The 23,646-nt window shown below is 70.9% G+C and carries 18 protein-coding genes; 5 read left to right on the forward strand and 13 right to left on the reverse strand.

Features of this window, described 5'->3' with window-relative positions; genetic code table 11:
• Positions 1-244: 244 nt before the first annotated feature.
• The 6 genes from tsaE to glmS are packed head-to-tail and all read right to left on the reverse strand — an operon-like array spanning position 245 to position 7,133.
• Complete coding sequence (gene tsaE / locus ACOACQ_RS05650; protein ID WP_420287805.1) at positions 245-1,183, reverse strand: tRNA (adenosine(37)-N6)-threonylcarbamoyltransferase complex ATPase subunit type 1 TsaE; 939 nt, start codon at positions 1,181-1,183, stop codon at positions 245-247.
• Positions 1,180-2,283 carry an alpha/beta fold hydrolase gene (locus tag ACOACQ_RS05655; protein WP_420287806.1) on the reverse strand — a complete coding sequence of 368 codons (1,104 nt, stop codon included), beginning with the start codon at positions 2,281-2,283 and terminating at the stop codon, positions 1,180-1,182. Before ACOACQ_RS05655 ends, tsaE begins: the two co-directional genes overlap by 4 nt.
• The gene (gene alr, locus ACOACQ_RS05660; protein WP_420287807.1) at positions 2,280-3,464 is read right to left on the reverse strand and encodes an alanine racemase; all 1,185 of its coding nucleotides are present in this window, start codon (positions 3,462-3,464) and stop codon (positions 2,280-2,282) included. The genes ACOACQ_RS05655 and alr overlap by 4 nt, the downstream gene beginning before the upstream one ends.
• Positions 3,465-3,480: 16 nt before the next feature.
• Positions 3,481-4,926 carry an NAD(P)H-hydrate dehydratase gene (locus tag ACOACQ_RS05665; RefSeq protein WP_420287808.1) on the reverse strand — a complete coding sequence of 482 codons (1,446 nt, stop codon included), beginning with the start codon at positions 4,924-4,926 and terminating at the stop codon, positions 3,481-3,483.
• A 2-nt stretch (positions 4,927-4,928) separates the two neighbouring features.
• Positions 4,929-5,282 carry a holo-ACP synthase gene (locus tag ACOACQ_RS05670; protein ID WP_378596292.1) on the reverse strand — a complete coding sequence of 118 codons (354 nt, stop codon included), beginning with the start codon at positions 5,280-5,282 and terminating at the stop codon, positions 4,929-4,931.
• 6 nt (positions 5,283-5,288) lie between these two features.
• Complete coding sequence (gene glmS / locus ACOACQ_RS05675; RefSeq protein WP_420287809.1) at positions 5,289-7,133, reverse strand: glutamine--fructose-6-phosphate transaminase (isomerizing); 1,845 nt, start codon at positions 7,131-7,133, stop codon at positions 5,289-5,291.
• A 64-nt stretch (positions 7,134-7,197) separates the two neighbouring features.
• Here glmS and coaA point away from each other — a divergent pair, with 64 nt between their 5' ends.
• Positions 7,198-8,196, forward strand: a complete 999-nt coding sequence (coaA, locus tag ACOACQ_RS05680; protein ID WP_378596290.1) for a type I pantothenate kinase — start codon at positions 7,198-7,200, stop codon at positions 8,194-8,196.
• An 11-nt stretch (positions 8,197-8,207) separates the two neighbouring features.
• Positions 8,208-9,260 (forward strand): alpha/beta hydrolase family protein, encoded by a 1,053-nt coding sequence (locus ACOACQ_RS05685; RefSeq protein WP_420287810.1) that lies wholly within the window; start codon positions 8,208-8,210, stop codon positions 9,258-9,260.
• A gap of 19 nt (positions 9,261-9,279) precedes the next feature.
• Here ACOACQ_RS05685 and ACOACQ_RS05690 read toward each other — a convergent pair whose 3' ends face one another.
• From ACOACQ_RS05690 to rplM, 4 genes are all read right to left on the reverse strand, one after another.
• Positions 9,280-11,010: a serine/threonine-protein kinase gene (locus tag ACOACQ_RS05690; RefSeq protein WP_378596287.1), complete on the reverse strand. Its 1,731-nt coding sequence runs from the start codon at positions 11,008-11,010 to the stop codon at positions 9,280-9,282.
• Positions 11,011-11,027: 17 nt separating this feature from the next.
• The gene (gene glmM, locus ACOACQ_RS05695; RefSeq protein WP_378596286.1) at positions 11,028-12,389 is read right to left on the reverse strand and encodes a phosphoglucosamine mutase; all 1,362 of its coding nucleotides are present in this window, start codon (positions 12,387-12,389) and stop codon (positions 11,028-11,030) included.
• Positions 12,390-12,495: 106 nt separating this feature from the next.
• A complete protein-coding gene (gene rpsI, locus ACOACQ_RS05700) occupies positions 12,496-12,999 on the reverse strand; it encodes a 30S ribosomal protein S9 (protein ID WP_082573206.1) in 504 nt (167 codons plus the stop codon).
• A gap of 35 nt (positions 13,000-13,034) precedes the next feature.
• On the reverse strand, positions 13,035-13,478 hold the full coding sequence (gene rplM / locus ACOACQ_RS05705) for a 50S ribosomal protein L13 (RefSeq protein WP_056708437.1): 444 nt from the start codon (positions 13,476-13,478) through the stop codon (positions 13,035-13,037).
• 381 nt (positions 13,479-13,859) lie between these two features.
• Here rplM and ACOACQ_RS05710 point away from each other — a divergent pair, with 381 nt between their 5' ends.
• Positions 13,860-15,149: a citrate synthase gene (locus ACOACQ_RS05710; protein ID WP_420287811.1), complete on the forward strand. Its 1,290-nt coding sequence runs from the start codon at positions 13,860-13,862 to the stop codon at positions 15,147-15,149.
• Between the two features lie 74 nt (positions 15,150-15,223).
• Here ACOACQ_RS05710 and ACOACQ_RS05715 read toward each other — a convergent pair whose 3' ends face one another.
• Entirely contained in the window at positions 15,224-16,522 is a 1,299-nt protein-coding gene (locus ACOACQ_RS05715) for a M1 family metallopeptidase (RefSeq protein ID WP_420287812.1), read from the reverse strand.
• Positions 16,522-20,388, reverse strand: coding sequence for a Pls/PosA family non-ribosomal peptide synthetase (locus ACOACQ_RS05720; RefSeq protein WP_420287813.1), 3,867 nt, complete (start codon positions 20,386-20,388; stop codon positions 16,522-16,524). The genes ACOACQ_RS05715 and ACOACQ_RS05720 overlap by 1 nt, the downstream gene beginning before the upstream one ends.
• A 92-nt stretch (positions 20,389-20,480) precedes the next feature.
• Between ACOACQ_RS05720 and ACOACQ_RS05725 the strand changes: the two genes are divergently transcribed.
• Together ACOACQ_RS05725 and ACOACQ_RS05730 are read left to right on the forward strand one after the other, a co-directional pair.
• The gene (locus ACOACQ_RS05725) at positions 20,481-22,118 is read left to right on the forward strand and encodes a long-chain-fatty-acid--CoA ligase (protein ID WP_420287814.1); all 1,638 of its coding nucleotides are present in this window, start codon (positions 20,481-20,483) and stop codon (positions 22,116-22,118) included.
• Positions 22,119-22,289: 171 nt separating this feature from the next.
• On the forward strand, positions 22,290-23,384 hold the full coding sequence (locus tag ACOACQ_RS05730; RefSeq protein ID WP_420287815.1) for a S1C family serine protease: 1,095 nt from the start codon (positions 22,290-22,292) through the stop codon (positions 23,382-23,384).
• Between the two features lie 21 nt (positions 23,385-23,405).
• Here the strand turns inward: ACOACQ_RS05730 and ACOACQ_RS05735 are convergent, their stop codons facing one another.
• On the reverse strand, positions 23,406-23,588 hold the full coding sequence (locus ACOACQ_RS05735) for a DUF5302 domain-containing protein (RefSeq protein ID WP_378596279.1): 183 nt from the start codon (positions 23,586-23,588) through the stop codon (positions 23,406-23,408).
• Positions 23,589-23,646 lie beyond the last annotated feature (58 nt).

Consider the following 23,646-nt stretch of genomic DNA (forward strand, 5'->3'; position numbering starts at 1 on the left):
GGCAGGCCGATCGCGGCGACACACGCCAGCGCCACAACCAGTGCCCGACATCTCATCATGAGACTCATCTGATCCACTCCCCTTGACCCTCGATTCGAGGCTAGGAGTGAGCGATGGGTCCGCGGCACCTGCGCGCGGACGACCTCGCATGACCCGCATGGACGGCCGACCCGGGATGGGGGTCCCCGGGACCGGGGTCCCGGGACCGGGGTCCCGGATCAGGCTCTACAGAGGGGAAATCCGGTTACGGCGCCAGCAGGTCCACGCCGAGCCAGCGCACGCCGACCGGGTCAAGCTCCACGACCCGCGGATCTGCCTCCGGGTCGATGACGTCGGCCGCAACGGTGCCGCCCGTGGCGCGGCCGATGCGGACCTCGAGCCACGCGTCGGCCAGCCCCTCGGCCAGGCCGCTCCCCCACTCGACGACCGTGACCGCGTCGTCGAGGTCGGTGTCGAGGTCCAGGTCGTCCAGCTCGGCAGCGCCGCCGAGCCGGTAGGCATCGACGTGCACCAGGGACGGGCCGTCCGCCAGCGAGGGATGCACCCGGGCGATCACGAAGGTCGGCGAGGTGATGCCGCCGCGGACGCCGAGCCCGGCGCCCAGGCCCTGGGTGAACGTGGTCTTGCCGGCGCCGAGCTCACCGCTGAGCACCAGCAAGTCACCGGCCTGCACCACCGACGCCAGGTGCTCGCCCAGGGCGCGCATCGCGTCGGCGGTGGGGACCTCGACGGTGTGCGGCACCGGCCGCGCCATCTCGACGTACGGCGGCCGCCGGGCCGTTCCCGCAAAGCCCATGTCGCGCCAGAACTGCACGGTGAGCGGGAGCTCCTGACGGGCCAGGATGACCAGGCGGCGCAGGCCCTCGCGCTGCGCGGCCTCGGCGAGGGCGGCCCGGACCAGGGCCCGGGCGATGCCGCGGCCCTGAGCGCCGGGGTCCACGCCGAACCGGCGCAGGTAGAGCGCGTCGCCGTCCGGGTCGAGGACGACGGCGCCGACCGTGCGGCCGTCCAGGCGCGCGAGCAGGCCACCACCGGGGGCGAGCAGCGCCGCGATCGAGGCCTCGGTCTCGCTGAGTGCGTCGGCGGGTGGGTCCAGCACGGGCCGCGCGGCGAAAGCGGCGCGGACCACGGCAAGTACCTCGGCGGCGGCCTCCTGGCCGACCACGGTGACCTCGAGGCTCACCGCGTCGCGGCCCTCGCGGTCGCTGCGGTGATCAGCTGGTCGAGCTCGGCGTTGACCAGCTCGTGCCGCTCCATGATCACCATGTGCCCGGCGCCCTCGCACTCGAGCAGCCGGGAGTCCGCGATGCGGGAGTGCAGCTTGCGCGAGTGGCCGATCGAGGTGATCTTGTCGTTGGTCCCGCAGATGATGGACGTGGGAATCCGGCCGAGGCTCTCGACGTGGTCGAACTTGTCGAGGCTCGCGAAGTGCGGGAAGAAGTCGGCGACCACCTCGAACGGCGTGGCCCCGAGCATCTCGTCGACGAACTCGACGTACCCCCGTGGCACCGGGCCGCCGAACGCGAACCGGTCGGTGGCGACCGTGGCGATCGAGCTGCCTGCCTTCCGCAGCACGTCCACGGCACGATGGCCCAGGTGCAGGGTCCGGACGGCGCCCATGGCGAAGGGGCCCGTCAGCCGCGCCGGCAGCATCGGGAGCAGGATCCGGCTCGGGTCGAGCCCGCCGGCGGTCGTCGAGACCAGGCCGGCCCCGACCACGCGGGTCCCGATCAACTCGGGGAACTGCTCGGCCAGCGCGACGATGGACATGCCGCCCATCGAGTGACCGACGAGGACGATCGGGCCGTCGGGAACGACGGCCTCGATGACGTCCTTGAGGTCGCGGCCCAGCTGCTCGATGGTCGAGTGCGTGCGACCGGAGTTGCCGGACCGGCCGTGCGAACGCTGGTCGTAGTAGACCGTCCGCACCAGCCCGCGGTAGGCCGCACGCTGGAAGTGCCAGCAGTCGAGGTTGAGGCAGAAGCCGTGGACGAACACCACGGTGACCGGCAGTGCATCGTCCTTGGTACGACGAAGCAGGCGCTCGAGCGGACCGGCCGGTGCCGTGGCGGGCGCGGCGCCGACCTCGTCCACCTCGACGTACAGGCGCACCCCGTCCTCGGCGACGACGGTGACCTCCGGGGAGCGCAGGGTGCCGAACGGGATGTCCTCGCCGGCCCGGCGACCGATCTGCCGTTGCTGGCGGACGACTCCGACCGCCGTACCGGCCGCGGCGATGCCGAGGGCACCGGCCACCGACCCCAGGATCCGACCGCGCCTCATGAGTCGTCCCCGGTGGTCGAGCCTGTCGAGACCCCCACGTAGCGTCGCGTCATCCGGCCACCGATCCTCGTCACGATCTCGTAGTTGATGGTGCCGCACGCCTCGGCCCAGTCCTGCGCGGTGGGACCACCGGCGGACGGTGGACCGAACACGATCACCTCGGTCCCGACCGACGGCCAGTCACCGTCCAGGTCGACGACGACCTGGTCCATGCAGACCGTGCCGCGGATCGGTCGGTTCTTGCCGGCGATCCCCAGCTGCGCTGCGGCCTCGGGCGAGCCGGGTCGCGAAGCCGCCCGCGGGATGCCGTCGGCGTACCCGATCGGCACCAGGGCGACCGTGGTCGGGCGGTCGGCGATCCAGTGGTGGCCGTAGGAGACGCCGTCGCCGACGGCGAGGTCCTTGACCATCACCAGTGGGCCACGAACGGTCATCGCCGGCACCAGTCCGATGTCGGTGGCCTGGCCCGGTGCGGGGTCCAAGCCGTAGAGCGCGATGCCGCAGCGCACGGCGTCGAACCGCGAGGAAGGGCGCAGGATCGTTGCGGCCGAGTTGGCCAGGTGCCGCAGCCCGGGACGCAGGCCGTGCGCCTCGGCCAGGGCGATCGCGTCACGGAAGGCCCGCTCCTGGCGATCGTTGGCCGGGTGCGAGGGCTCGTCGGCGCAGGCGAAGTGCGACCAGATGCCGGTGACCGTCCAGTGGCCGGCCTCCTCGCCGACCCGCGCCCGGTCGAACACCTCGGCCCACGCGGCTCGCGGTGCTCCCCCGCGGGACAGGCCGGTGTCGACCTTGAGCTGGATCCGCGCCGGGCTGGTCCGGCCCGCGAACGCGGCCGCCATCGCATCGAGCTCGTCGACGGAGTAGGCGCTCACCTCGATGTCGACGTCCGCAGCCGCGGCGTAGTCGGCGCCCGGAGCCGTGATCCAGCACAGCAACGGACCGTCGACGCCGGCTGCGCGCAGGGCAAGGGCTTCCTCGATGGTGGCCGTGGCCAGCCACTCCGCACCACCGTCGCGGGCTGCGCGGGCGCACTCGACCATGCCGTGGCCGTAGCCGTCGGACTTGACCACCGCGATCAGCGGGACGCCCGCGGTCTCGCGCAGCAGTCGCGCGTTGGCCCGGATCGCGTCGAGGTCGACGACGATCTCGGCAGGGCCCAGGGGCGCCGACGTGCTGGACATGGCTCCGATCCTCCCATCACTCCGTGTCGAGGGATGCGATGAGGGCCGGGAGTGCGACCGCGACGTCGGACGCGACGATCGGGCCTCCCGCCGCTGCCTGCGTGGCTGCGGCACCGTGCAACCAGGACCCGACCGAGGCGGCGTCGAACGGATCGAGGGCGCCCGCCAGCAACGCGCCGATCAGGCCGCCGAGGACGTCGCCCGCCCCGGCCGTCGCCAGCCACGGCGTGCCGGACGTCGTCACCCGGACCCGCCCGCCCGGTTCGGCGATCACGGTGTGCCGCCCCTTGAGGAGTACGACGGCGTCGTATTCGTGAGCGGCGCGGAGCGCGAAGGCCAGCGGCTCGGCCTCGACCGCCGCGCGCTCGACGCCGAGCATCCGGGCCAGCTCGCCGGCGTGCGGCGTGAGGACCGCCGACCGCCCGCGGGCCAGCTCGGCGAAGGCGAGGGCATCGGCGTCCACGACGAGCGGCACGTCGTCGGCCAGCGAGTCACGCAGCGACTGCTCCGCGTGGGTGTCGCTGCCCGACCCGACGACCCAGGCCTGCACCCGACCGGCACCGACGACCTCGGGATGGCGATCGCGGATCCGGTCGTTCACGGCGGGGTCGCCGTCGTAGCGCACCATCCCGGCGAGGCCGCACGCCGCGCCGTCGACACTGAGCAGTCCGGCGCCCGGGTAGGCCGCGGAGCCGGCGCGCACGCCGACGACACCGCGGGTGTACTTGTGCGAAACCGGGCCGGGGCGTGGCAGCAGCGCCGCCACGTCGGCAGGCTGGAGCGCCTCGAGGGAGCTCCACCCGGTGGTTGAGGTGCGAGCCTGCGAGCCTCGAAGCCCGAGGCCGATGTCGACGAGCTCGATCGCCCCGCACGCCTGGGCGGCCGGATCGAGCAGGTGGCAGCCCTTGTGGGTGCCGAAGGTGACGGTCAGCGTCGCCGTGACGTGCGGCCCGTCCACGGCGCCGGTGTCGACGTCGACCCCGGACGGCACGTCGACCGCGACGACCGGGATCCCCTCGAGCGCGGCCAGTGCAGCCACGGCGTTCGGGCGCAGTCCAGGCCGGCCGCCGATCCCGACGATCCCGTCGATGACGACGTCGAACGGCCCGGTGGTTTCGAGGCTCGTCGCTGGCGCTCCTCGCACCTCAACCAACGGGCACACCCTGCCGCCGGCAGTCCTGAGCGCCGCCACTCCGCCCGCGTGCGCCTGCTCCGAGAGCAACCACGCCTCGACCTGCACGCCCCGCCGTGCGAGCACGACGCCGGCGTACAACGCGTCACCGCCGTTGTCGCCGGACCCGACGAGCAGCACGACCCGCCGCCCATAGGCGGAGCCGAGGAAGTCGAGCACTGCGTATGCGAGACCGTGCGCCGCCCGCTGCATCAACGCACCGTCCGGCAGCTCGGCGAGCAACGTCGCCTCCGCAGCCCGGACCTGCTCGACGGTGTGCGCGCGGATCACTGTCAGTCCTCGAGGACGACGACCGCCGAGGCGATGCCGCCGTCATGGGTCAGCGAGAGGTGCACCGAGCGCACGCCGAGCAGATCGGCCTCGGCGAGCACCGTCCCGCGCATCACGAAGCGAGGGCGACCGGACTCCTCGGAGACCACCTCCGCGTCGTGCCAGGCCATCCCGCGGGGGGCGCCCAGCGCCTTCGCGAGGGCCTCCTTGGCCGCGAACCGTGCGGCCATCGAGCTGATGTGCCGGCCGCGTTCGGCCTCGACGAACAGCTTCTCCACCAGCGCGGGAGTACGACGACACGACTCCTCGAACCGGGCGATCTCGCACACGTCGATCCCGACCCCCACCACGGCCATGAGGCGTTACTCGACCGTGACGGACTTGGCGAGGTTGCGGGGCTGGTCGACGTCGTGGCCGAGCGCCGTGGCCAGCTCGCACGCGAACAGCTGGAGCGGCAGCACCGCCACCAGCGGCTGCAGCAGCACCGGCACCTTGGGCAGCAGGAGCAGGTGGTCGGCGTACTGCTCGATGGAGGTGTCGCCGACCTCGGCCAGGCAGATCGTGCGCGCACCGCGGGCCCGGACCTCCTGGATGCCGCTGAGCATCTTCCCGTGCAGCTGGTCGCGGCCCTTGGGCGGCACGACGCAGAACACCGGGAGGCCTTCCTCGATCAGGGCGATCGGGCCGTGCTTGAGCTCGCCGGCGGCGAAGCCCTCGGCGTGGATGTAGGCGAGCTCCTTGAGCTTGAGCGCGCCCTCGAGCGCGACCGGGTAGCCGGCGTGCCGGCCCAGGAACAGGACCGACCGGGTGTCGACGTGCTTGCGGGCGAGCTCGTAGACGGACTCGGCGTCCTTGAGCACGGTCTCGATGTGCCCGGGCATCGCCTCGAGCTGCTCCATGATCTCGTCGATCTCGTCACCGAAGCGGGTGCCCTTGACCTGCGCGATGTAGAGCGCGAGGAGGTAGCAGGCGACCAGCTGGGTGAGGAATCCCTTGGTCGACGCGACGCCGATCTCGGGTCCGGCGTGGGTGTAGATGACGGCGTCGGACTCCCGCGGGATCGAGGACCCGTTGGTGTTGCAGATCGCGAGGACCTTGGCCTTCTGCGAGCGCGCGTGGATGATCGCCTGCAGCGTGTCGGCCGTCTCCCCCGACTGGCTGATCGCGACGATCAGGGTGGTGGAGTCGATGATCGGGTCGCGGTAGCGGAACTCCGAGGCGAGCTCGACCTCCACCGGCGTGCGGGTCCAGTGCTCGATGGCGTACTTCGCGACCATGCCGGCGTAGAACGACGTCCCACAGGCGATGATGATGATCTTGTCGATGTCGCGGAGCTCCTCGTCCGCGAGGCGCATCTCGTCGAGCTGCAGCTGCCCTGCCGCCGTACGACGGCCGATCAGCGAGTCCGCGACGGCGCGCGGCTGCTCGAAGATCTCCTTGCGCATGAACCAGTCGTGGCCGTCCTTCTCCGCAGCGGAGAGGTCCCAGTCGACGTGGAAGCGCTTGGCCTCGACCGGCCGGCCCCAGAAGTCGGTGACCCGGACCTCGTCGCGGGTCATCACGACGATCTGGTCCTGGCCGAGCTCCAGCGCCTCGCGGGTGAACTCGATGAACGCGGCGACGTCGGAGCCGAGGAAGTTCTCGCCCTCGCCCAGGCCGACGACGAGGGGCGAGTTGCGGCGTGCCGCGACGACCGTGTCGGGGTCCTGGCTGTCGATCGCGACCAGCGTGAAGGCACCGTCGAGCTGCTGGCAGACGCGCTGCATGGCGGTGATCAGGTCGACGCCGGACTGGACCTGGAGCTCGACGAGGTGCGCGACGATCTCGGTGTCGGTGGCGGAGAGCAGTTCGTGGCCGTCGTCCTCGACGCGGGAGCGGAGCTCGACGAAGTTCTCGATGATGCCGTTGTGCACGAGGCCGACCCGGCGGGCCGAGCCCGTGTGCGGGTGGGCGTTGACGTCGTTGGGCGGTCCGTGGGTCGCCCAGCGGGTGTGGCCGATGCCGATCCCGGAGGTGGGCATGGGCTCGTCATCGAGGACCTTCTCGAGGTTGGCCAGCTTGCCGGCCTTCTTCTCGATGAACAGGTCACCGTCGCTGACCACCGCGACCCCCGCCGAGTCGTAGCCGCGATACTCCAGCCGGCGCAGACCGTCGATGATCGTGTCCTGAGCCGACCTGGGCCCGATGTATCCGACGATCCCGCACATGATCAGGGAGTCTACGGTGGACGCGCCCGCAGGCGCGCAGGGGCGCACTGGAAGAATCGTCGTCATGGTGACCGGTCCCACGGCGGACAACCTCCCCACGACTCAGGCTGGTGACGAGTCGCAGCGAGAGTCGTCCCCGTACGTCGAGCTCGACCGGGCGACGTGGGCGAAGCTGGCGTCGGAGACCGAGAGCCCCCTCACCACCGAGGAGCTCGACCGCCTCCGCGGCCTCGGCGAGTCGCTCGACCTCGACGAGATCCGCGACGTCTACCTCCCGCTCTCCCGGCTGCTGAGCCTGCGCGTCAGCAGTGCCTCGGCGCTGCACCAGGACCAGGAGGAGTTCCTGCACGGCCTCACCCCGCCCCGCACGCCGTTCGTGATCGGGCTCGCGGGGTCGGTGGCCGTCGGCAAGTCGACCGCCGCGCGCGTCCTCCAGCAGATGCTGGCGCGCTGGCCCGAGCACCCCAACGTCGCCCTGGTGACCACCGACGGCTTCCTCTATCCCAATGCGGAGCTCGAGAAGCGCGGCCTGCTCGAGCGCAAGGGCTTCCCGGAGTCCTACGACCGGCGCGCCCTGCTCAAGTTCGTGATCGACATCAAGTCGGGCAAGGACGAGGTCGAGGCACCGGTCTACTCCCACCTCATCTACGACGTGATGCCGGACGAGAAGGTGGTCGTGAAGCGACCCGACATCGTCATCGTGGAGGGCCTGAACGTCCTCCAGCCGGCGCGGGTGCGCGAGGACGGCCGGATCACCCTGGGCCTGTCCGACTTCTTCGACTTCTCGATCTTCGTCGACGCGAACACCAACCACATCCGGGACTGGTACGTCGACCGCTTCCTGCGCCTGCGCGAGACGGCCTTCCGCGACCCCGGGTCCTACTTCGCCAAGTACGCCGCGCTGAGCCACGACACGGCAGTCGACGAGGCGCGCCGGATCTGGGACTCCATCAACGGGCCCAACCTGGAGCGCAACGTGCTGCCGACCCGCTCCCGCGCGACGCTGGTGCTCCGCAAGACCGCGGACCACTCCGTCCGCTACGTGCGCCTGCGCAAGATCTGACGCGGGGCGCCGTGACACCGGGACAGAACCGCCCACGCCTCGTGGCCCTGTGCGCCGCTCTCGTATTCGCCCTGTCGGCGGCTGGTTGTGGCACCGAGGCGCCCGACGCTCCTGGCGCGGGGCCTTCGCGCACCCCAGCCGCGAACGCCAACACGACACCCGCCCCCGAAGCATCCGGTTCGCCGAAGAACAGCGGGCCCGACCCGACGTACTCACTCCCGGCGATCGCAGCCAAGGCGCCCGACGCCGGCGAACTCGTCGTCCTGCGCGAGGCCGGATCGACCCGGCGGCACATCCGCGAGGAGGTCCGCTATCGCAGTGACGGGCTGACCATCACCGGCGTGCTCCTCCGACCTCGCGGCAAGGGCCCGTTCCCGGCCGTCGTCATCGTGCACGGTCGCGTCCCGATCAAGGCGTACCGCACCGGCGGCGGGCTGGAGGTGGAGCAGGACGCCCTCGTGGCGGCGGGATTCGTCGTCTTCCAGACCGACCTCCGGGGCCACGCCGGCTCTGACCCTCTCGGCCCGTTCGACCAGCAGACGATGGTCGGCTACACCCGCGACACGATCAACGCGCTGGCCACGCTCCGCACGCAGGACTACGTCGACGCTGATCGGATCGGCGTACTCGGCCGGTCGATGGGCGGCGGCATCGCGATGAACGTCCTGGTGACCCACCCCGGCCTCGCCCGCGCAGCCGTCCTGTTGTCCCCCATCAGCTCGACCTTCGCCCAGGCGACCGCACTCCTGGCCAGCCTCGGCAGTCCGGCCGACCGCAACGCCGTCCGAGACGAGTTCGGCGCACCGAGCGCGAACCCCGGTTTCTATCGAGACCTGTCGCCGCGTACCTACTTCTCGAAGATCACCGCGTCCGTGCTGATCCAGCACGGTACGGCGGACCCCGTGTGCCCCCTGAAGTGGTCGGAGACAACGCTCGGGGTGCTCCGGACGGCCGGCGTCGACGCCGACCTGGAGCTCTACGAGGGCGAGCGCCACATCTTCGACGCCCGGCACGACCAGGCCGTCCAGAACGCGGTCGCGTTCCTCGACCAACGGCTCGACTGACGTCGTTCCACCGAGCCGGTCAGGAGTTCCCTGCGAAGCTGCGGTGCGGTCGGAACCTCACCAGCTTGGCGCCGTTGACGTCGTACCCGTCGATGGCGATGTCCGGGCCCGAGTAGGGGATCGTCGACTCGACCTCGACGCTGTACGGGAAGCCGACGTAGACCCGCACGAAGACATGGCCTCCACGCCCCGGAGCGATCCACTCCTCGAACACGTCCTCGGTGTCCTTGGGATTGCGGATCGTGTGACTGCTGCCGAGTTCCGCGTCGAAGGCGAAGCGAGCCGTCGCCACACTGTCCCAACGTGAATAGGACAGCCTCACCCGCTCGCCGTTGAACGTGGTGGCGCACGACCACACCTCCGCGCGGTCCCCGGTCAGTTCACCGCCGGTGCAGTCCTGGTCCTTCATCGATGGGAACACCCACGTCAGACCAGCCTGCCCCGTCGGGGTCGGGTCGCAGTTGCTGACGCGAACGACCCGCGATCCGTCCCAGCAGGTGACGTCGCCGACCGGCTCGGGTGCGGGCGAGGTCAGTTCGTCGGTCGGGCCGGCGCTGGCGGCGGTGTCGGTGCCCGCGCTGTTGTCGGTGCCTCGCGTCGTGACGTCGTCGTTCGCGGTCGTGACCGTGTCGTCGCCGGTCAACTGCACCAGGGCGACCGCTGCCCCGACGCCGAGGGCCACGGCCAGGAAGCACGCAGCGATGATCGCGAGCACCTTGCCCTTCCGGGGCGGCGGCGTCGCCGCGGGCACCCTGGGCGGAGCCATCGGGTAGACCGGCTGCGTGTACGACGAGGGCGAGGGCTGCAGGGACGGCGGGGACGGCGGGGGCGAGATCACCGGGGCCGAGGCCGCGAACACCGTTGCATTCGCGCCACCGAGTTCCGTGACGGGCGCCGCGCCCTCGGCTGGCGCGGCACGATGGGCCCGGCCCGCCGCATCGCGCACGGCATCCTGCATCTCGCTCGCACTCGCGAACCGGTGTTGGGGTTGCTTCGCCATGGCCCGGACGAGGACCTGGTTGACAGCGGTGGCCCACGGTCCCGTGGGCTGCATCTGGGGAAGGGGCGCCGTCTCGTGGGCAACCGCCAGTTGCGCCATCGTCCCGGCGTACGGCGCCGCCCCGCTGAGCAACTCCCACAGCAGGCAGCCCACGGCATACAGGTCGGACTGCACAGTGGCGGCCTCGCCGCGGAGTCGTTCGGGAGCCAGGTACGCCCACGTTCCGATCACGCCGACGGTGTGGGAGGCCGAGTCGATGACCTGGGAGATGCCGAAGTCGCAGAGGAAGACCCGCAGTCCAGCCGTCTCGCGACGGAGCAGGACGTTGTTCGGCTTCACGTCGCGGTGGATCAGACCGACCGCGTGCGCGTCCGCGAGGCCGGACAGGACCTGGTCGATGAGACCGAGGGCCGCAGCCGGCCCGAGCGGACCTTCGGCCGCCAGCAGCGCGGAGAGGTCGCCGTCCGGGACCAACTGGGTCGCGATGTAGAGCCAGCCGTCGTGCTCGCCTGCGTCGTACACCTGCACGACGTGGGCAGACTCGAGTCGGCCCAGCGCCATCGCCTCGCCACGGAAACGGGTCACCCGGTCATCGGCCCCGATCATCTCGGGAAGCATCAGCTTGAGGGCCACGACACGGTCGAGTTCGACATGGCGTGCGCGGAGGACGACTCCCATGCCGCCCTGTCCCAGCGTGCCTTCGATCCGATATCGACCGAACGTGTCACCAGCTGCCGGAATAGCCCCCATGGCTGGGGAGCCTAGTGTCAGGGAAGGGTGAGCCGCAGGCGTACGACGTCCGCCAGCGAGTGCGCGATGGAGTCAGCCTGCTCGGCAGTGGGTGCCTCGACCATCACGCGCACGAGTGGCTCGGTGCCGGAGGGCCGCAGCAGCACCCGGCCGGTGCCGGCCAGCTCGGCCTCGGCAGCAACGACGGCCGCGACGAGCTCGGCGTCGTCGGTGCGGGCCCGGTCGACGCCAGGCACGTTGACGAGCACCTGCGGAAGGCGGGTCATCACACCGGCCAGCTCGCGCAGCGACGACCCGGTGGCCACCATCCGGTGCAGGACCTGCAGGGCGGTGAGGACGCCGTCGCCGGTGGTCGCGTGCTCGTTCATGATCACGTGGCCGGACTGCTCGCCGCCGAGCGAGTACCCGCCGTTCTTCATGTCCTCGAGCACGTAGCGGTCACCGACGGCCGTCTGCCGTACGACGACACCGGCTGCAGTGAGGGCCTGGACGAAGCCGAGGTTGGACATGACCGTGGCGACCACGGTGTCGTCGACCAGACGGCCGGCGTCGCGCAGGGACAGGGCCAGGATCGCGAGGATCTGGTCGCCGTCCACGATCGAGCCTTCGGCGTCGACGGCCAGGCAGCGGTCGGCATCGCCGTCGAGCGCGAAGCCGACATCGGCGCCGTGCTCGAGGACGGCCTTCTGCAGGACGTCGAGGTGGGTCGAGCCGCAGCCGTCGTTGATGTTGAGGCCATCGGGCTCGGCACAGATCGCGACGACGTCCACGCCGGCGTCGCGCAGTGCCTTCGGGCCCGCGACAGACGCGGCGCCGTGGGCGCAGTCCAGGACCACCTTGAGGCGTCGCTCGCCGGACGCCGGACCGAGGTCGCCCACGGTCGCGACCAGGTGGGCGGCGTACTCGTCGATCGCCGTGAGGTGCGGGGTGACCCGGCCGACGTCGCCGCCGACGGGCCGCTCCCAGGGCTCCCGGAGGCGCGCCTCGATGGCGTCCTCGATCGCGTCGTCGAGCTTGACCCCGCCGCGGGCGAGGAACTTGATGCCGTTGTCGGGCATCGCGTTGTGGGAGGCGGAGAGCATCACGCCGAGGTCCGCGCCCAGCGAGGCGGTCAGGTACGCCACACCGGGGGTGGGCAGCTCACCGAGGAGCAGTACGTCGACCCCGGCCGATGCCAGCCCGGCGACCACGGCCGCCTCGAGGAACTGGCCGGAGATCCGGGTGTCGCGCCCGACGACCGCGAACGGCCGGTGGCCGGCGAAGGCGCCCCGCTCCGCGAGCACGTGGGCGGCGGAGACGGACAGGTCCAGGACCAGCTCGGCGGTCAGGTCGGCGTTCGCGAGGCCGCGGACACCATCGGTGCCGAAGATGCGGGGCACGTGCTCTCCCTCGTGTGGTGGTGAGACTGTCTGCGAAAACGGGCGACGGGGCCACGGACCGCAGCTGCGGTGCGTGGCCCCGTCGTCGTGATTGCCTTGCGGCAGATCAGCGCTTCGAGTACTGCGGAGCCTTGCGGGCCTTCTTGAGACCGGCCTTCTTGCGCTCGGTCGCGCGGGCGTCACGGGTCAACAGACCGGCCTTCTTGAGGGCCGGACGGTTGGCGTCGATGTCGATCGCGTTGAGCGAGCGGGCCACGCCGAGGCGCAGGGCGCCGGCCTGACCGGTGATGCCGCCGCCGTGGATACGGGCGATCACGTCGAAGCGGCCCTCGAGGCCGAGCGTCGCGAAGGGCTCGTTGGCGACCTGCTGGTGCAGCTTGTTCGGGAAGTAGTCCTCGAACGCGCGGCCGTTGATGGTCCACGTGCCGGTGCCCGGAACGATCCGGACGCGGGCGACGGCTTCCTTGCGACGGCCAGTGGCCGCGCCGGGGGCGATCGTCGCCGGGACGGCGGGGGTGGCGTCGGACGGCGAGGTCTCGCTGGTGTACGCGAGGCCCTGGTCGTCGGTCTCGAAGGTCTCTTCGACCTCGGTGTTCTGCGATTCAGTCACGATGAAAGTCCTTAGTCCTGGTCAGCTCTGAGAAGTCACTGGGAGATCTGGGTGATCTCGTACGCAACGGCCTGCTGCGCCTGGTGCGGGTGCGTGGGGCCGTTGTAGACCTTGAGCTTCGTGATGATCTGGCGACCGAGGCGGTTCTTGGGCAGCATGCCCCAGACAGCCTGCTCGACGGCCTTGCGGGCGTCCTTGTCGATGACCTGACCGATGGGGGTCGCGGTCAGACCACCCGGGAAGCCGGAGTGGCGGTAGACCATCTTGTCGGTGCGCTTCTTGCCGGACAGCGCGACCTTGTCGGCGTTGATGATCACGACGAAGTCACCGGTGTCGGCGTTCGGCGCGAAGATCGGCTTGTGCTTGCCGCGGAGGAGACCAGCGGCGGTGACGGCCAGCCGGCCCAGGACGACGTCGGTGGCGTCGATCACGAGCCAGGCGCGCTCAACGTCACCGGGCTTGGGAGCGTAGGTACGCATGATGCGTTCACTCTCTTCGGTTAGTTCGTGGACCCGTTCGGCGAATGTCGATCGGGCTTGCCTGCCGCCGGTGCGGATGCACCGTGCAGGCGACGTCTTCTGACGAACTCAGCCCGGCCCACTCATGCTCGCCTCACGGCGATCTGCTCCAGGGAGGCACTGCCTCATGAAGACGTTGGGCGATCCGGGACTGCCCCGGCGCCGTACAGGACGGCAGCGCGGAGCGGCAGGAGACGCGCAGGAAAGACTACGGCGGGGTCTCGGACACGGTCAAAACGCCGCGAACACCTCTGCCAGGAGCAGCCGGTGTGACATCTGTCCCAGGCCACGCCTCGGGACACCGTCTTTCCGCGATGTGACGCGGGCGACTAGGTTGCAGGGGTGACTGACTCTCTCACCGTACGCGACAACCGCACCGGAGCGGAGTACGACATCCCGATCGTCGACGGCACCATCAAGGCCGCCGACATCGGGAAGATCAAGGCCGATGAGGAAAACCCCGGCCTGGCTGTCTACGACCCCGGTTTCGTCAACACTGCCTCCTGCCGCAGTGCCATCACCTACATCGATGGCGAGCGAGGGATCCTCGAGTACCGGGGCTATCCGATCGAACAGCTCGCGGAGAAGTCGAACTTCCTCGAGGTGGCCTACCTGCTCGTCCACGGCGACCTGCCGTCGAAGGAGCAGTACGACGCCTGGGTGCACGAGATCACGTACCACACGTTCGTGCACGAGAACGTCAAGGGCTTCATGCAGGGGTTCCGGTACGACGCGCACCCGATGGGGATGCTGATGGCGTCGATCGGGGCCCTTTCGACGTTCTACCCCGAGTCCCGCCACATCGAGGACCCGGACAACCGGCACATCCAGATCGTGCGCATGATCGCCAAGATGCCGACCCTCGGCGCCTGGTCGTTCCGCCACGCGCAGGGCAAGCCGTACGTCTACCCCGACAACGAGCTGTCCTACGCGGAGAACTTCCTCTCCATGCTCTTCAAGATGAGCGAGACGAAGTACGCCGCCGACCCGCGCATCGCCAAGGCGCTCGACGTGCTCTTCATCCTGCACGCCGACCACGAGCAGAACTGTTCGACCAACGCGGTCCGCTCCGTCGGCTCCTCGCAGGTCGACCCGTACTCCGCTGTCGCGGCCGGCATCGGCGCCCTCTACGGCCCGCTGCACGGTGGCGCCAACGAGGCCGTGCTCAAGATGCTGCGCCGGATCGGCACCAAGGAGAACATCCCCGCGTTCATCGAGGGCGTGAAGGCCGGCAACGAGCGGCTGATGGGCTTCGGCCACCGGGTCTACAAGAACTTCGACCCGCGCGCGACGATCATCAAGAAGGCCTGCGACGACGTCTTCGAGGTCACCGGGGTCAACCCGCTCCTCGAGATCGCCAAGGAGCTCGAGAAGATCGCGCTCGAGGACGAGTACTTCGTCAAGCGCAAGCTCTACCCGAACGTCGACTTCTACTCGGGCCTGATCTACGAGGCCCTGGAGTTCCCGCCGGAGATGTTCACCGTGCTCTTCGCCATCGGCCGCGCGCCGGGCTGGCTCGCACAGTGGCTGGAGCTCGTCCAGGACAAGGAGCAGAAGATCGCTCGTCCGAAGCAGATCTACACCGGTCCGCGCACGCTCGACTTCGTGCCGGCCGAGGAGCGCTGGGCCTGAGCCCACCGCTCTCCGGTTCCCGACCGGTAAGGCGCCCCGCGTGATCCACGCGGGGCGTCTGCCGTTTTCCGGCCTCAGCCCGGGTACGGCGGCAGGTCGGTGTCGTACAGCCAGGGCTCCAGCAACGCAGCCACGTCGCGGCCGGTGCGGTCGGTCGCGAAGGCGAGGAACTCCTCGGTGGTGACCGAGGCGCCCGCCTGCTGGGCGGCCCAGCCGCGCAGCACGTCGAAGAAGGCGTCGTCACCGACGTCGGCGCGGAGCGCGTGCAGGGTCAGCGCACCGCGCTTGTAGACGCGGTCGTCGAACATCAGAGCGGGGCCGGGGTCGGCGAGCAGGAGGTCCTGGTCGAGGTCGGCCAGCTTGTCGTGGTGGTGGCGCGCCCATTCGTCGCAGGTGCGCGGGCCTCCGGACTCCTCGGACCACAACCACTCGCTGTAGCAGGCGAAACCCTCGTGCAGCCAGATGTCCTGCCAGCGCGCGAGGGTGACGGCGTTGCCGAACCACTGGTGCGCCATCTCGTGGGCGATCAGCCGCACGTGCGACCAGTCGTCGGTGCAGAAGTTGCGCCCGAAGGTGGACAGGCTCTGGCTCTCGAGCGGGATCTCGAGGTCGTCGTCGGTGATGACGGCGGCGTACGCATCGAACGGGTACGGGCCGAAGGCGCGCTCGAAGAACTCCATCATCGCGGGCTGCTGGTCGAAGGAGCCGGCGAGATCGGCGTCCTGCGTCCCGATCGTGCGGGTCCTCTCGTCGTGCTGCACCGTGACGTAGCGGCCGATCTGGACGGTGGCGAGGTAGGTCGCCATCGGCTTGTCCATCTCGTGGCGCCAGGTCTCGACGCTGGCCCTGCGGCGGTGGTCGGCCAGCGTGCCGTTCGAGACGACGGTGTAGCCGGTCGGCGCGGACACCGTGATCCGGTAGGTCGCCTTGTCGTCGGGCCGGTCGTTGCACGGGAACCACGTCGGGGCCCCGTGGGGCTGGGCCGCGACGATCACGCCGTCGGTGAGCTCCTCCCAGCCGGCGTCGCCGTGGTGCTCGTCGATGACGGGCAGCGGCGTACCGGCGTACGCGACGGTGATCCGCAGCTCGGTACCTTCGGCCGCAGGTCCTGCCAGCTGGAGCACCAGCCGCTCGTCGCGCGCGGCCCACTTCTTCAGGCGCGCGCCGTCGACCCGCACCTTTCCCGCCTGCAGGTGCGCGAGGTCCAGGACCAGCCGGCTGGTCTCGGTGGCCACGACCACGTCGAGGACAGCGGTGCCGCGCAACCGGTTGCCCTCGGGGACGTAGGTGATGTCGAGGTCGTAGTGCCTGACCGAGTACGACGGGTCGCCGTGGCCGGGCAGATAGGGGTCCGCGGTCGGGAGTTCGGGCACTACTCCGCCCACGGACCGATCGGGTTGCCGATCCAGCGGGTCTTGTCGGGCACGGTCTCGCCTCTCATCACCAGGGACACCGGGCCGACGGTAGCGTGCCGGCCGAGCACCGCGGCGGGCAGCACGACCGAGTTCGGGCCCAGGGTGGCACCGCGCCGCAGCTGCACGGTGTCGGTGACGAGCAGCCGGTCGTGGAACAGGTGGGTCTGCACGACGCTGCCCTGGTTGACGGTCGCGCCGTCACCGAGCTCGACGAGGTCGGGCTCGGGCAGCCAGTACGACTCGCACCACACGCCACGGCCGACCCGCGCACCCATCGCCCGGAACCACAGGTTGATCAGGGGCGAGCCGGTCGCGAGACCGGCGAACCACGGGGTCGCGAGCACCTCGACGAAGGTGTCGGCCAGCTCGTTGCGCCACACGAAGGAGCTCCACAACGGGTGGGCACCGGCGCGGACCCGGCCGACCAGCAGCCACTTCGCCGCGATCGCGACGAGGGCGGCAACGAGGCCGGCCAGCCACAACGCGACGGGTACGACGACCACGCCGGCCACGGCGCCGTACTCGGCCCAGACGGCGACGGTGGCCAGGACGACCGCCACGTGCAGGGCGACGGTCAGGGCGACGGGCACCAGCCGGGCGATCTCCCAGCACGCACGGGCGACCTTGAGGCGGCGCGGAGGCGCGTAGGTGCGCTCGTCGGTGGCGCCCTGTGTGGCACGACGCAGCGGGGCGGGCGGGCTGCCGAGCCACGACTCCCCCGCCTTCATCGTGTGACGGGCGGGAGCGGCCGACAGCACCGCGACGAGGGATCGCTTCGGGACCTTGCGGCCGGGGGCCGCCATCGCCGAGTTGCCGACGAAGGCGCGCTTGCCGACCTTCACGGTGCCGGCGCGCAGCCAGCCGCCGCCGAGCTCGTAGCCGCCGATGAGGGTGTCGTCGGCGAGGAACGCCTGGTCGCTGACGGTGGTGAGCGACGGGATCATCAGCACGGTCGACGCCTCGACGTCCTTGCCGATGCGGGCGCCCAGGAGCCGGAGCCACCCCGGCGTGAGCTGCGAGCTGTAGAGCGGGAACAGCCAGGTCCGTGCCTCGTCGAGCACGCGGATCGTGGCCCACACGCTCAACGCGGGCCGGCTCTGCAGGGGGTGCGCGCCCGGGAGCACGCCGCGGCCGAGCAGGCGCACGACGACGAGGATCAGGCCGGCGAGCACGACACAGCCCGCGACGACGCCGGGCAGCAACCAGGGCGCCAGCGCGCGCAGGGCCTCACCGGCATCGGCGGTCCCGTCGAGGTCGGCGAGCAGCAGGACCGGCAGCACGATCGCGGTGACCGCGATCGAGGGCAGCAGCGCCAGACCGGCAGCGGCCGCGGCGTAGGACACCGCCCAGAGGCGGAGGGACCGCCGCGAGGCCGCGGGCCGCTCGGCCCAGGGGCCGCGCGCGGCGGAGCTCGCACGGGTCGCGGGCGCACCGGACCAGAACTCCCCGGACGGGACGTCGCCGAACACGGCCGACCCGGGCGCGACCTCGGCGTCGTCACCGACGACCGCGCCGGGACACAGCATGGAACGGGTGCCGACGCGCGCGCGGGCGCCGATCCGGATCCCGCCGACGTGCAGGGTGTCACCGTCGATCCAGTAGCCGGTCAGGTCGACCTCGGGCTCGATCGAAGCGCCCTTGCCGACGGTCAGGTGGCCGGTGATCGGCGGCAGCGAGTGCACGTCCGCACCGCGTGCGATCTTCGCGCCGAGCAACCGGGCGTACCACGTGATGTACGGCGCTCCGGCCATCCGGGTCGCGCCCAGCTCGTCGGCCAGGCGTTCAGCGGCCCAGATCCGCAGGTGCGCCTTGCCGCCGCGCGGATAGCTCCCGGGCCGGACGCCGGCCAGGACCAACCGGGCGAGCTTGGCCGCCATGAACATCCGGCCGACCGGACTGACGAACACCACGAGCAGCGGGACCAGCACCCACCACGACACGGCGGGCAGCCAGGCGACGTCGAGGACGTCGTGCAGCAGCCGGGAAAGGGTGAGCGTGCCAGCGATCCACCGTGGCGCGGCGAGTGCCCGCAACAGCGGTACGGCCACGACCTGGCCGAGCTGGGTCTTGCGCGGGATCGGCATCACCTTGCGGCTCTGCTCCGCCAGCGCCGACGGCTCGAGCGTGTCGAGGAGCGCGGCGAGGCCCGTCACGGTCGGCACCTCGTAGATGTCCGCGACGGTCAGCTCGGGGTGGTCGGCGCGCAGGATCGTGACGACCTGGGCCGCTGTGAGGCTGCCGCCGCCCAGGTCGAAGAAGTTCGAGTCCGGGCCGTCGGGGGCGGCCCCGATGACCCGCTGCCACACCTCGGCGATCCGTGCGGACGTGCCGTGCAGTCCGACGTCGGCCGGGTCGGCCGTGGCCAGCGGCCACGGCAGTGCGTCGCGGTCCACCTTGCCGGAGATCCGGGTCGGGATGTCGTCGACGACGGCCAGCCGCGGGACGAGGGCCGCCGGCATCGTGGCGCGCAGGTGTGCGGTGGCCGCGCTGCTGTCGTAGGCGCCCGTCGTGGTGATGTAGCCGACGAGGAGCTGGTTCCCGGTCGTCGTACGACGGACGGCGGCAGCCGCGGCACTGACGCCCGGCAGGGCGAGCAGCGCGGAGTCGATCTCGCCCAGTTCGATACGGCGCCCCCCGACCTTGACCTGGTCGTCGGCGCGACCGGCGAACAGGAGGCCGGCCGGGTCGTTGATGACGATGTCGCCGCTGCGGTACGCACGATCCCAGCCGAGGGTCGGCATCGGGGCGTACTTCTCGGCGTCCTTCGCCGGATCGAGGTAGCGGGCCAGGCCGACGCCGCCGATGATCAGCTCGCCGCGCTCGCCCTCGGCGACCGGGTGCCCATCGGCGTCGACGACGACCAGGTCCCAGCCCGCGAGGGGCAGACCGATCCGGACCGGGCCGTCAGCCGTGACCAGGGCACCGCACGCGACGACCGTCGCCTCGGTGGGCCCATAGGTGTTCCAGACCTCGCGGCCCTCGCGGATCACGCGCGCGGCCAGCTCGGGCGGGAGCGCCTCGCCGCCGAAGATCAGGAGCCGGACGTGTTCGAGCGCGTCGTCGGGCCACAGGCTCACCAGCGTCGGCACCGTCGACACGACGCTGACCTGGTTGGCCACCAGCCACGGGCCGACATCCACGCCGCTGCGCACCAGCGCCCTCGGCGCGGGGACCAGGCAGGCGCCGTACCGCCAGGCCAGCCACATCTCCTCGCAGCTCGCGTCGAACGCGACGCTGAGGCCGGCCATCACCCGGTCCGCAGGTCCGAGCGGCTGGTCCTGCAGGAACATCCCGGCCTCGGCGTCGACGAATGCGGCCGCGTTGCGGTGGGAGACGGCGACACCCTTGGGCGTCCCGGTCGAGCCGGACGTGAAGATGACCCAGGCGTCGTCCTCGGGCAGCGGGTCGCGACGGTCGCGGGGCCCGCGCTCGCGGAGCGGCTCGATGACCAGACCGGCACCGATGATGGCGGCGACGTCGGCCTCGCCGAAGACCAGACGGGCGCGTTCCTCGGGGTCGTCGGCGTCGACCGGCACGTAGGCGGCGCCGGCGAACAGGATGCCCATGATCGCGACGTAGAGGTCGGTCGTGCCGGACGGCAGCCGGACACCGACCTTGTCGCCGGCTCCGATGCCGAGGTCCGCCAGGTCGTCGGCGACCACGTCCGCGGCCTCGCCGAACTCGGCATAGGTGACGGTGTCGTTGCCGCTGTCGAGGGCCATCGCGTCCGGGAAGTCGGCGGCAGTACGGCGGAAGATCTCCACGAGCGTGCTCGCAGCGGGGGCTTCGTCGCCGCGGAGAAGGGGCGACGACGCGAGATTCACCTCTCCATCGTGGTGGACGGAGGTGAACGGAGAGTGGCCACACCTTGAGGGGGTCGTTGTGCATCCTTGTGACCTGGGACACAATCCGGGACGTGAGCGCGACGACAACGTCACCATCAGGGTCCTCTTCAGCCACCCGGGCCTGGCCCCCGGCCCACCCCTCGGAGCCGACGTACGTCGACGACCGACTCAACTACTGGGCGGCGGCGACACCCGACGCGGAGGCGATGACCTACCTCGGCCGGACCTGGACGTGGGCCCAGTGGCACGAACGGGTGCATCGCGCGGCCGGGGGGCTTCGCGAGCTCGGCATCGCCCGCGGTGACGTCGTCTCGTTCCTCGACAAGAACCACCCGGCCTGCGTGGAGATCAGCCTCGCTGCCAGCTCGATCGGCGCCGCCAACGCGATCATCAACTGGCGTTCGGCGGGCGACGAGATCGACTACGCCGTCAACGACTCCGGGGCGAAGGTGCTCTTCGTGGGCAGCGAGCTGATGCCCACGATCCTGGCGATCCGCGACCGGCTCCCGAACGTCCAGAAGATCATCGAGGTGACCCCCGACGGCGCCGAGGGCGACGAGTACGAGCAGTTCCTCGCCGACTCGGTGGTCTGCGACGACGGTCCCGACGTCCTCGAGGACGACGTCTGCCTGATCATGTACTCCTCGGGCACGACCGGTCGGCCCAAGGGCGTGATGCTCACGCACCGCAACATGGTCAAGCACACCGTGAACGCCCACGACGGCTGGGGATTCGAGCCCGGCGACAAGTCGATGGTCGCCATGCCGCTCTTCCATGTCGGCGGGTCGTCGTACGTCCTCTTCGGGATCCACGACGGCATCCCGAGCGTGATGACCCGCGAGCCCGACGCCGCCTCGCTCGCCGGCGCGATCATGGCCGGTGCCAACCGCACCTTCCTCGTCCCGGCGGTGCTCGCCCAGGTGCTGCAGTCCGGGCCCGACGCGGTCAAGCTGTTCAGCGCCCTCAAGACCTACACGTACGGCGCCGCCCCCATGCCGCCGCCACTGCTGCGCGCCGCGATGGAGGCCTGGCCGGACACCGACTTCATCCAGGTCTACGGCCTGACCGAGGTGTCCGGGGTCGCCACCCACCTGATGCCCGAGGACCACCGCAACGCGATCACCGACGGGCACCCGGAGCGGTTGCTGTCAGCCGGGAAGCCAGTACCGGAGTGCGAGGTCCGCATCGTCGACCCCGCCACGCTCGAGGAAGTGGCGACCGGCGAGCACGGCGAGCTCTGGCTCCGCACACCGCAGTTGATGAAGGGCTTCCTGAACAAGCCGGAGGCGACCGCCGAGGTCCTGGTCGAGGACGGCTGGTTCCGCACTGGCGACATGGGCCATGTCGACGAGGACGGCTACGTGTTCGTGTCGGACCGCCTCAAGGACATGATCATCACCGGCGGGGAGAACGTGTACTCCCCCGAGGTCGAGCGCGTGCTGTCCGAGCACCCGAACGTCCTCGAGGTTGCCGTCATCGGCGTCCCCGACGACCAGTGGGGCGAGTCCGTGAAGGCCGTCGTTGCCCTCAAGCCCGGCTCCGACACCTCGGACGTCGAGCTGATCGAATGGACCCGTGAGCGGCTGGCCCGCTTCAAGGCGCCCCGCTCGGTCGACCTCGTCGAGGCACTCCCCCGCAACCCCACGGGCAAAATCCTCAAGCGCGAGCTGCGCAAGCCGTACTGGGATTCGCGCGACCGCCAGGTGTAGGACTCTCAGGGCAAGTCCTCAACCTGGTCTCAGCGCAGTCACAGGGAGGCTCCTCAAAGTAGAGGCATGACTCAGGTCCTGCCCCCGCCGCCAGCACCGCCACTGTTCCCCCACGGATCCCCCGCGCAGCCGTCGCCCCCCTTCCGGCGGCCGAGGCGGTCGGGATTCGCAGTGCTGGTGCTGACCGGAGCCCTGTTGGTCGGGGGCGGGGCCGGAGTCGGTGGTGCGGCGATCTACGACGCCGCGACCGACGGCTCGAGCAGCTCGAGCGGAGGCGCTCCGCTGCAGGTCGCCGACACCGGTGACAAGCAGGCGGCGTCCGGCAGCGTCGAAGGAGTCGCGGCCGCCGTACTGCCTTCCGTGGTGGCGCTCGACGTGAGCGGGGGCGGCAACTCGGGCAGTGGCTCGGGCGTCGTCCTCGACGCCGACGGCCTGATCCTGACCAACGACCACGTCGTCACGCTGGGCGGGGAGATCGACGCCAAGCAGGCCGAGGTGACCGCGTCGTTCAGCGACGGCACCAAGGCGCGGGCGACCATCGTCGGCACGGACCCGTTGACCGACACCGCGCTGGTGAAGGTCGAGGGCGTCGACAACCTGACCCCGATCACGCTCGGCAAGTCCAGCAACCTCGACGTGGGCGAGCAGGTCGTCGCCATCGGTTCACCCTTCGGCCTGGACGCGACCGTCACCAGCGGCATCGTGAGCGCCCTGAACCGTCCGGTCCAGGTGGCGCGCGACGCCAACGGCAACGTGACCGCCTACCCGGCGATCCAGACCGACGCCGCCATCAACCCCGGCAACAGCGGTGGCCCGCTGGTCAACATGGACGGCCAGCTCGTCGGCATCAACGCTTCGATCCGCTCGACGGGATCCGGAGCGGGCGCCGAGTCCGGCTCGATCGGGCTCGGCTTCGCGATCCCGATCGACGAGGTGCTGCCGATCATCGAGCAGCTGCGCGGCGGCGAGGCCCCCACCCACGCCCGCCTCGGGATCCAGGTCTCCAACGCCGCCGGTACCGCCGGCTCGAGCGACACCACCGTCTCCGGCGCGAAGATCGAGGAGACGGAGAACGGCTCGGCCGCCGCCGACGCCGGCCTCAAGGCGGGTGACGTGATCACCGCGATCGACGACCGCCGCATCGAGGACAGCGACGGCCTGATTGCGACCGTGCGCTCCTACCGCCCCGGTGACACCGTGAAGGTCACCTACCTGCGCGGCGGCAAGGAGAGCACGACCGACCTGAAGCTCGGCTCGGACGGCTGAGGTCCCTGGCGGTCCTGAGGGTCAGGAGCCGCCGCCACCGGCCTTGCGGCGGTGCATCTTCGGAGCGCCGCCGACGACTTCGGAGCCGTGGGCCTTCTCCTTGCCCGGGACTTCCTCGGTCAGGGTCTTGCCCTTGTTGTTCTTGCGGTCGAGCGCCTCGCGCATCTTGGCCTTGAGGTCGTCGTTCGCGTTGCTGGCAGCCATGGGGGCATTCCTTCCTCGGTGCGGACGGTGACGGTTCCACCGTAGTCGCACAACGGGG

The organism is Nocardioides sp. CPCC 206347 (assembly GCF_048654605.1).
Taxonomy (GTDB): Bacteria; Actinomycetota; Actinomycetes; order Propionibacteriales; family Nocardioidaceae; genus Nocardioides.

Coding starts and splice junctions, on each gene's coding strand:
- glmS (WP_420287809.1), bottom strand. CDS start 7,133: ATGTGCGGGATCGTCGGATACATCGGGCCCAGGTCGGCTCAGGACACG.
- ACOACQ_RS05670 (WP_378596292.1), bottom strand. CDS start 5,282: ATGGCCGTGGTGGGGGTCGGGATCGACGTGTGCGAGATCGCCCGGTTC.
- rplM (WP_056708437.1), bottom strand. CDS start 13,478: ATGCGTACCTACGCTCCCAAGCCCGGTGACGTTGAGCGCGCCTGGCTC.
- coaA (WP_378596290.1), top strand. CDS start 7,198: ATGGTGACCGGTCCCACGGCGGACAACCTCCCCACGACTCAGGCTGGT.
- ACOACQ_RS05735 (WP_378596279.1), bottom strand. CDS start 23,588: ATGGCTGCCAGCAACGCGAACGACGACCTCAAGGCCAAGATGCGCGAG.
- ACOACQ_RS05690 (WP_378596287.1), bottom strand. CDS start 11,010: ATGGGGGCTATTCCGGCAGCTGGTGACACGTTCGGTCGATATCGGATC.
- ACOACQ_RS05655 (WP_420287806.1), bottom strand. CDS start 2,283: ATGAGGCGCGGTCGGATCCTGGGGTCGGTGGCCGGTGCCCTCGGCATC.
- alr (WP_420287807.1), bottom strand. CDS start 3,464: ATGTCCAGCACGTCGGCGCCCCTGGGCCCTGCCGAGATCGTCGTCGAC.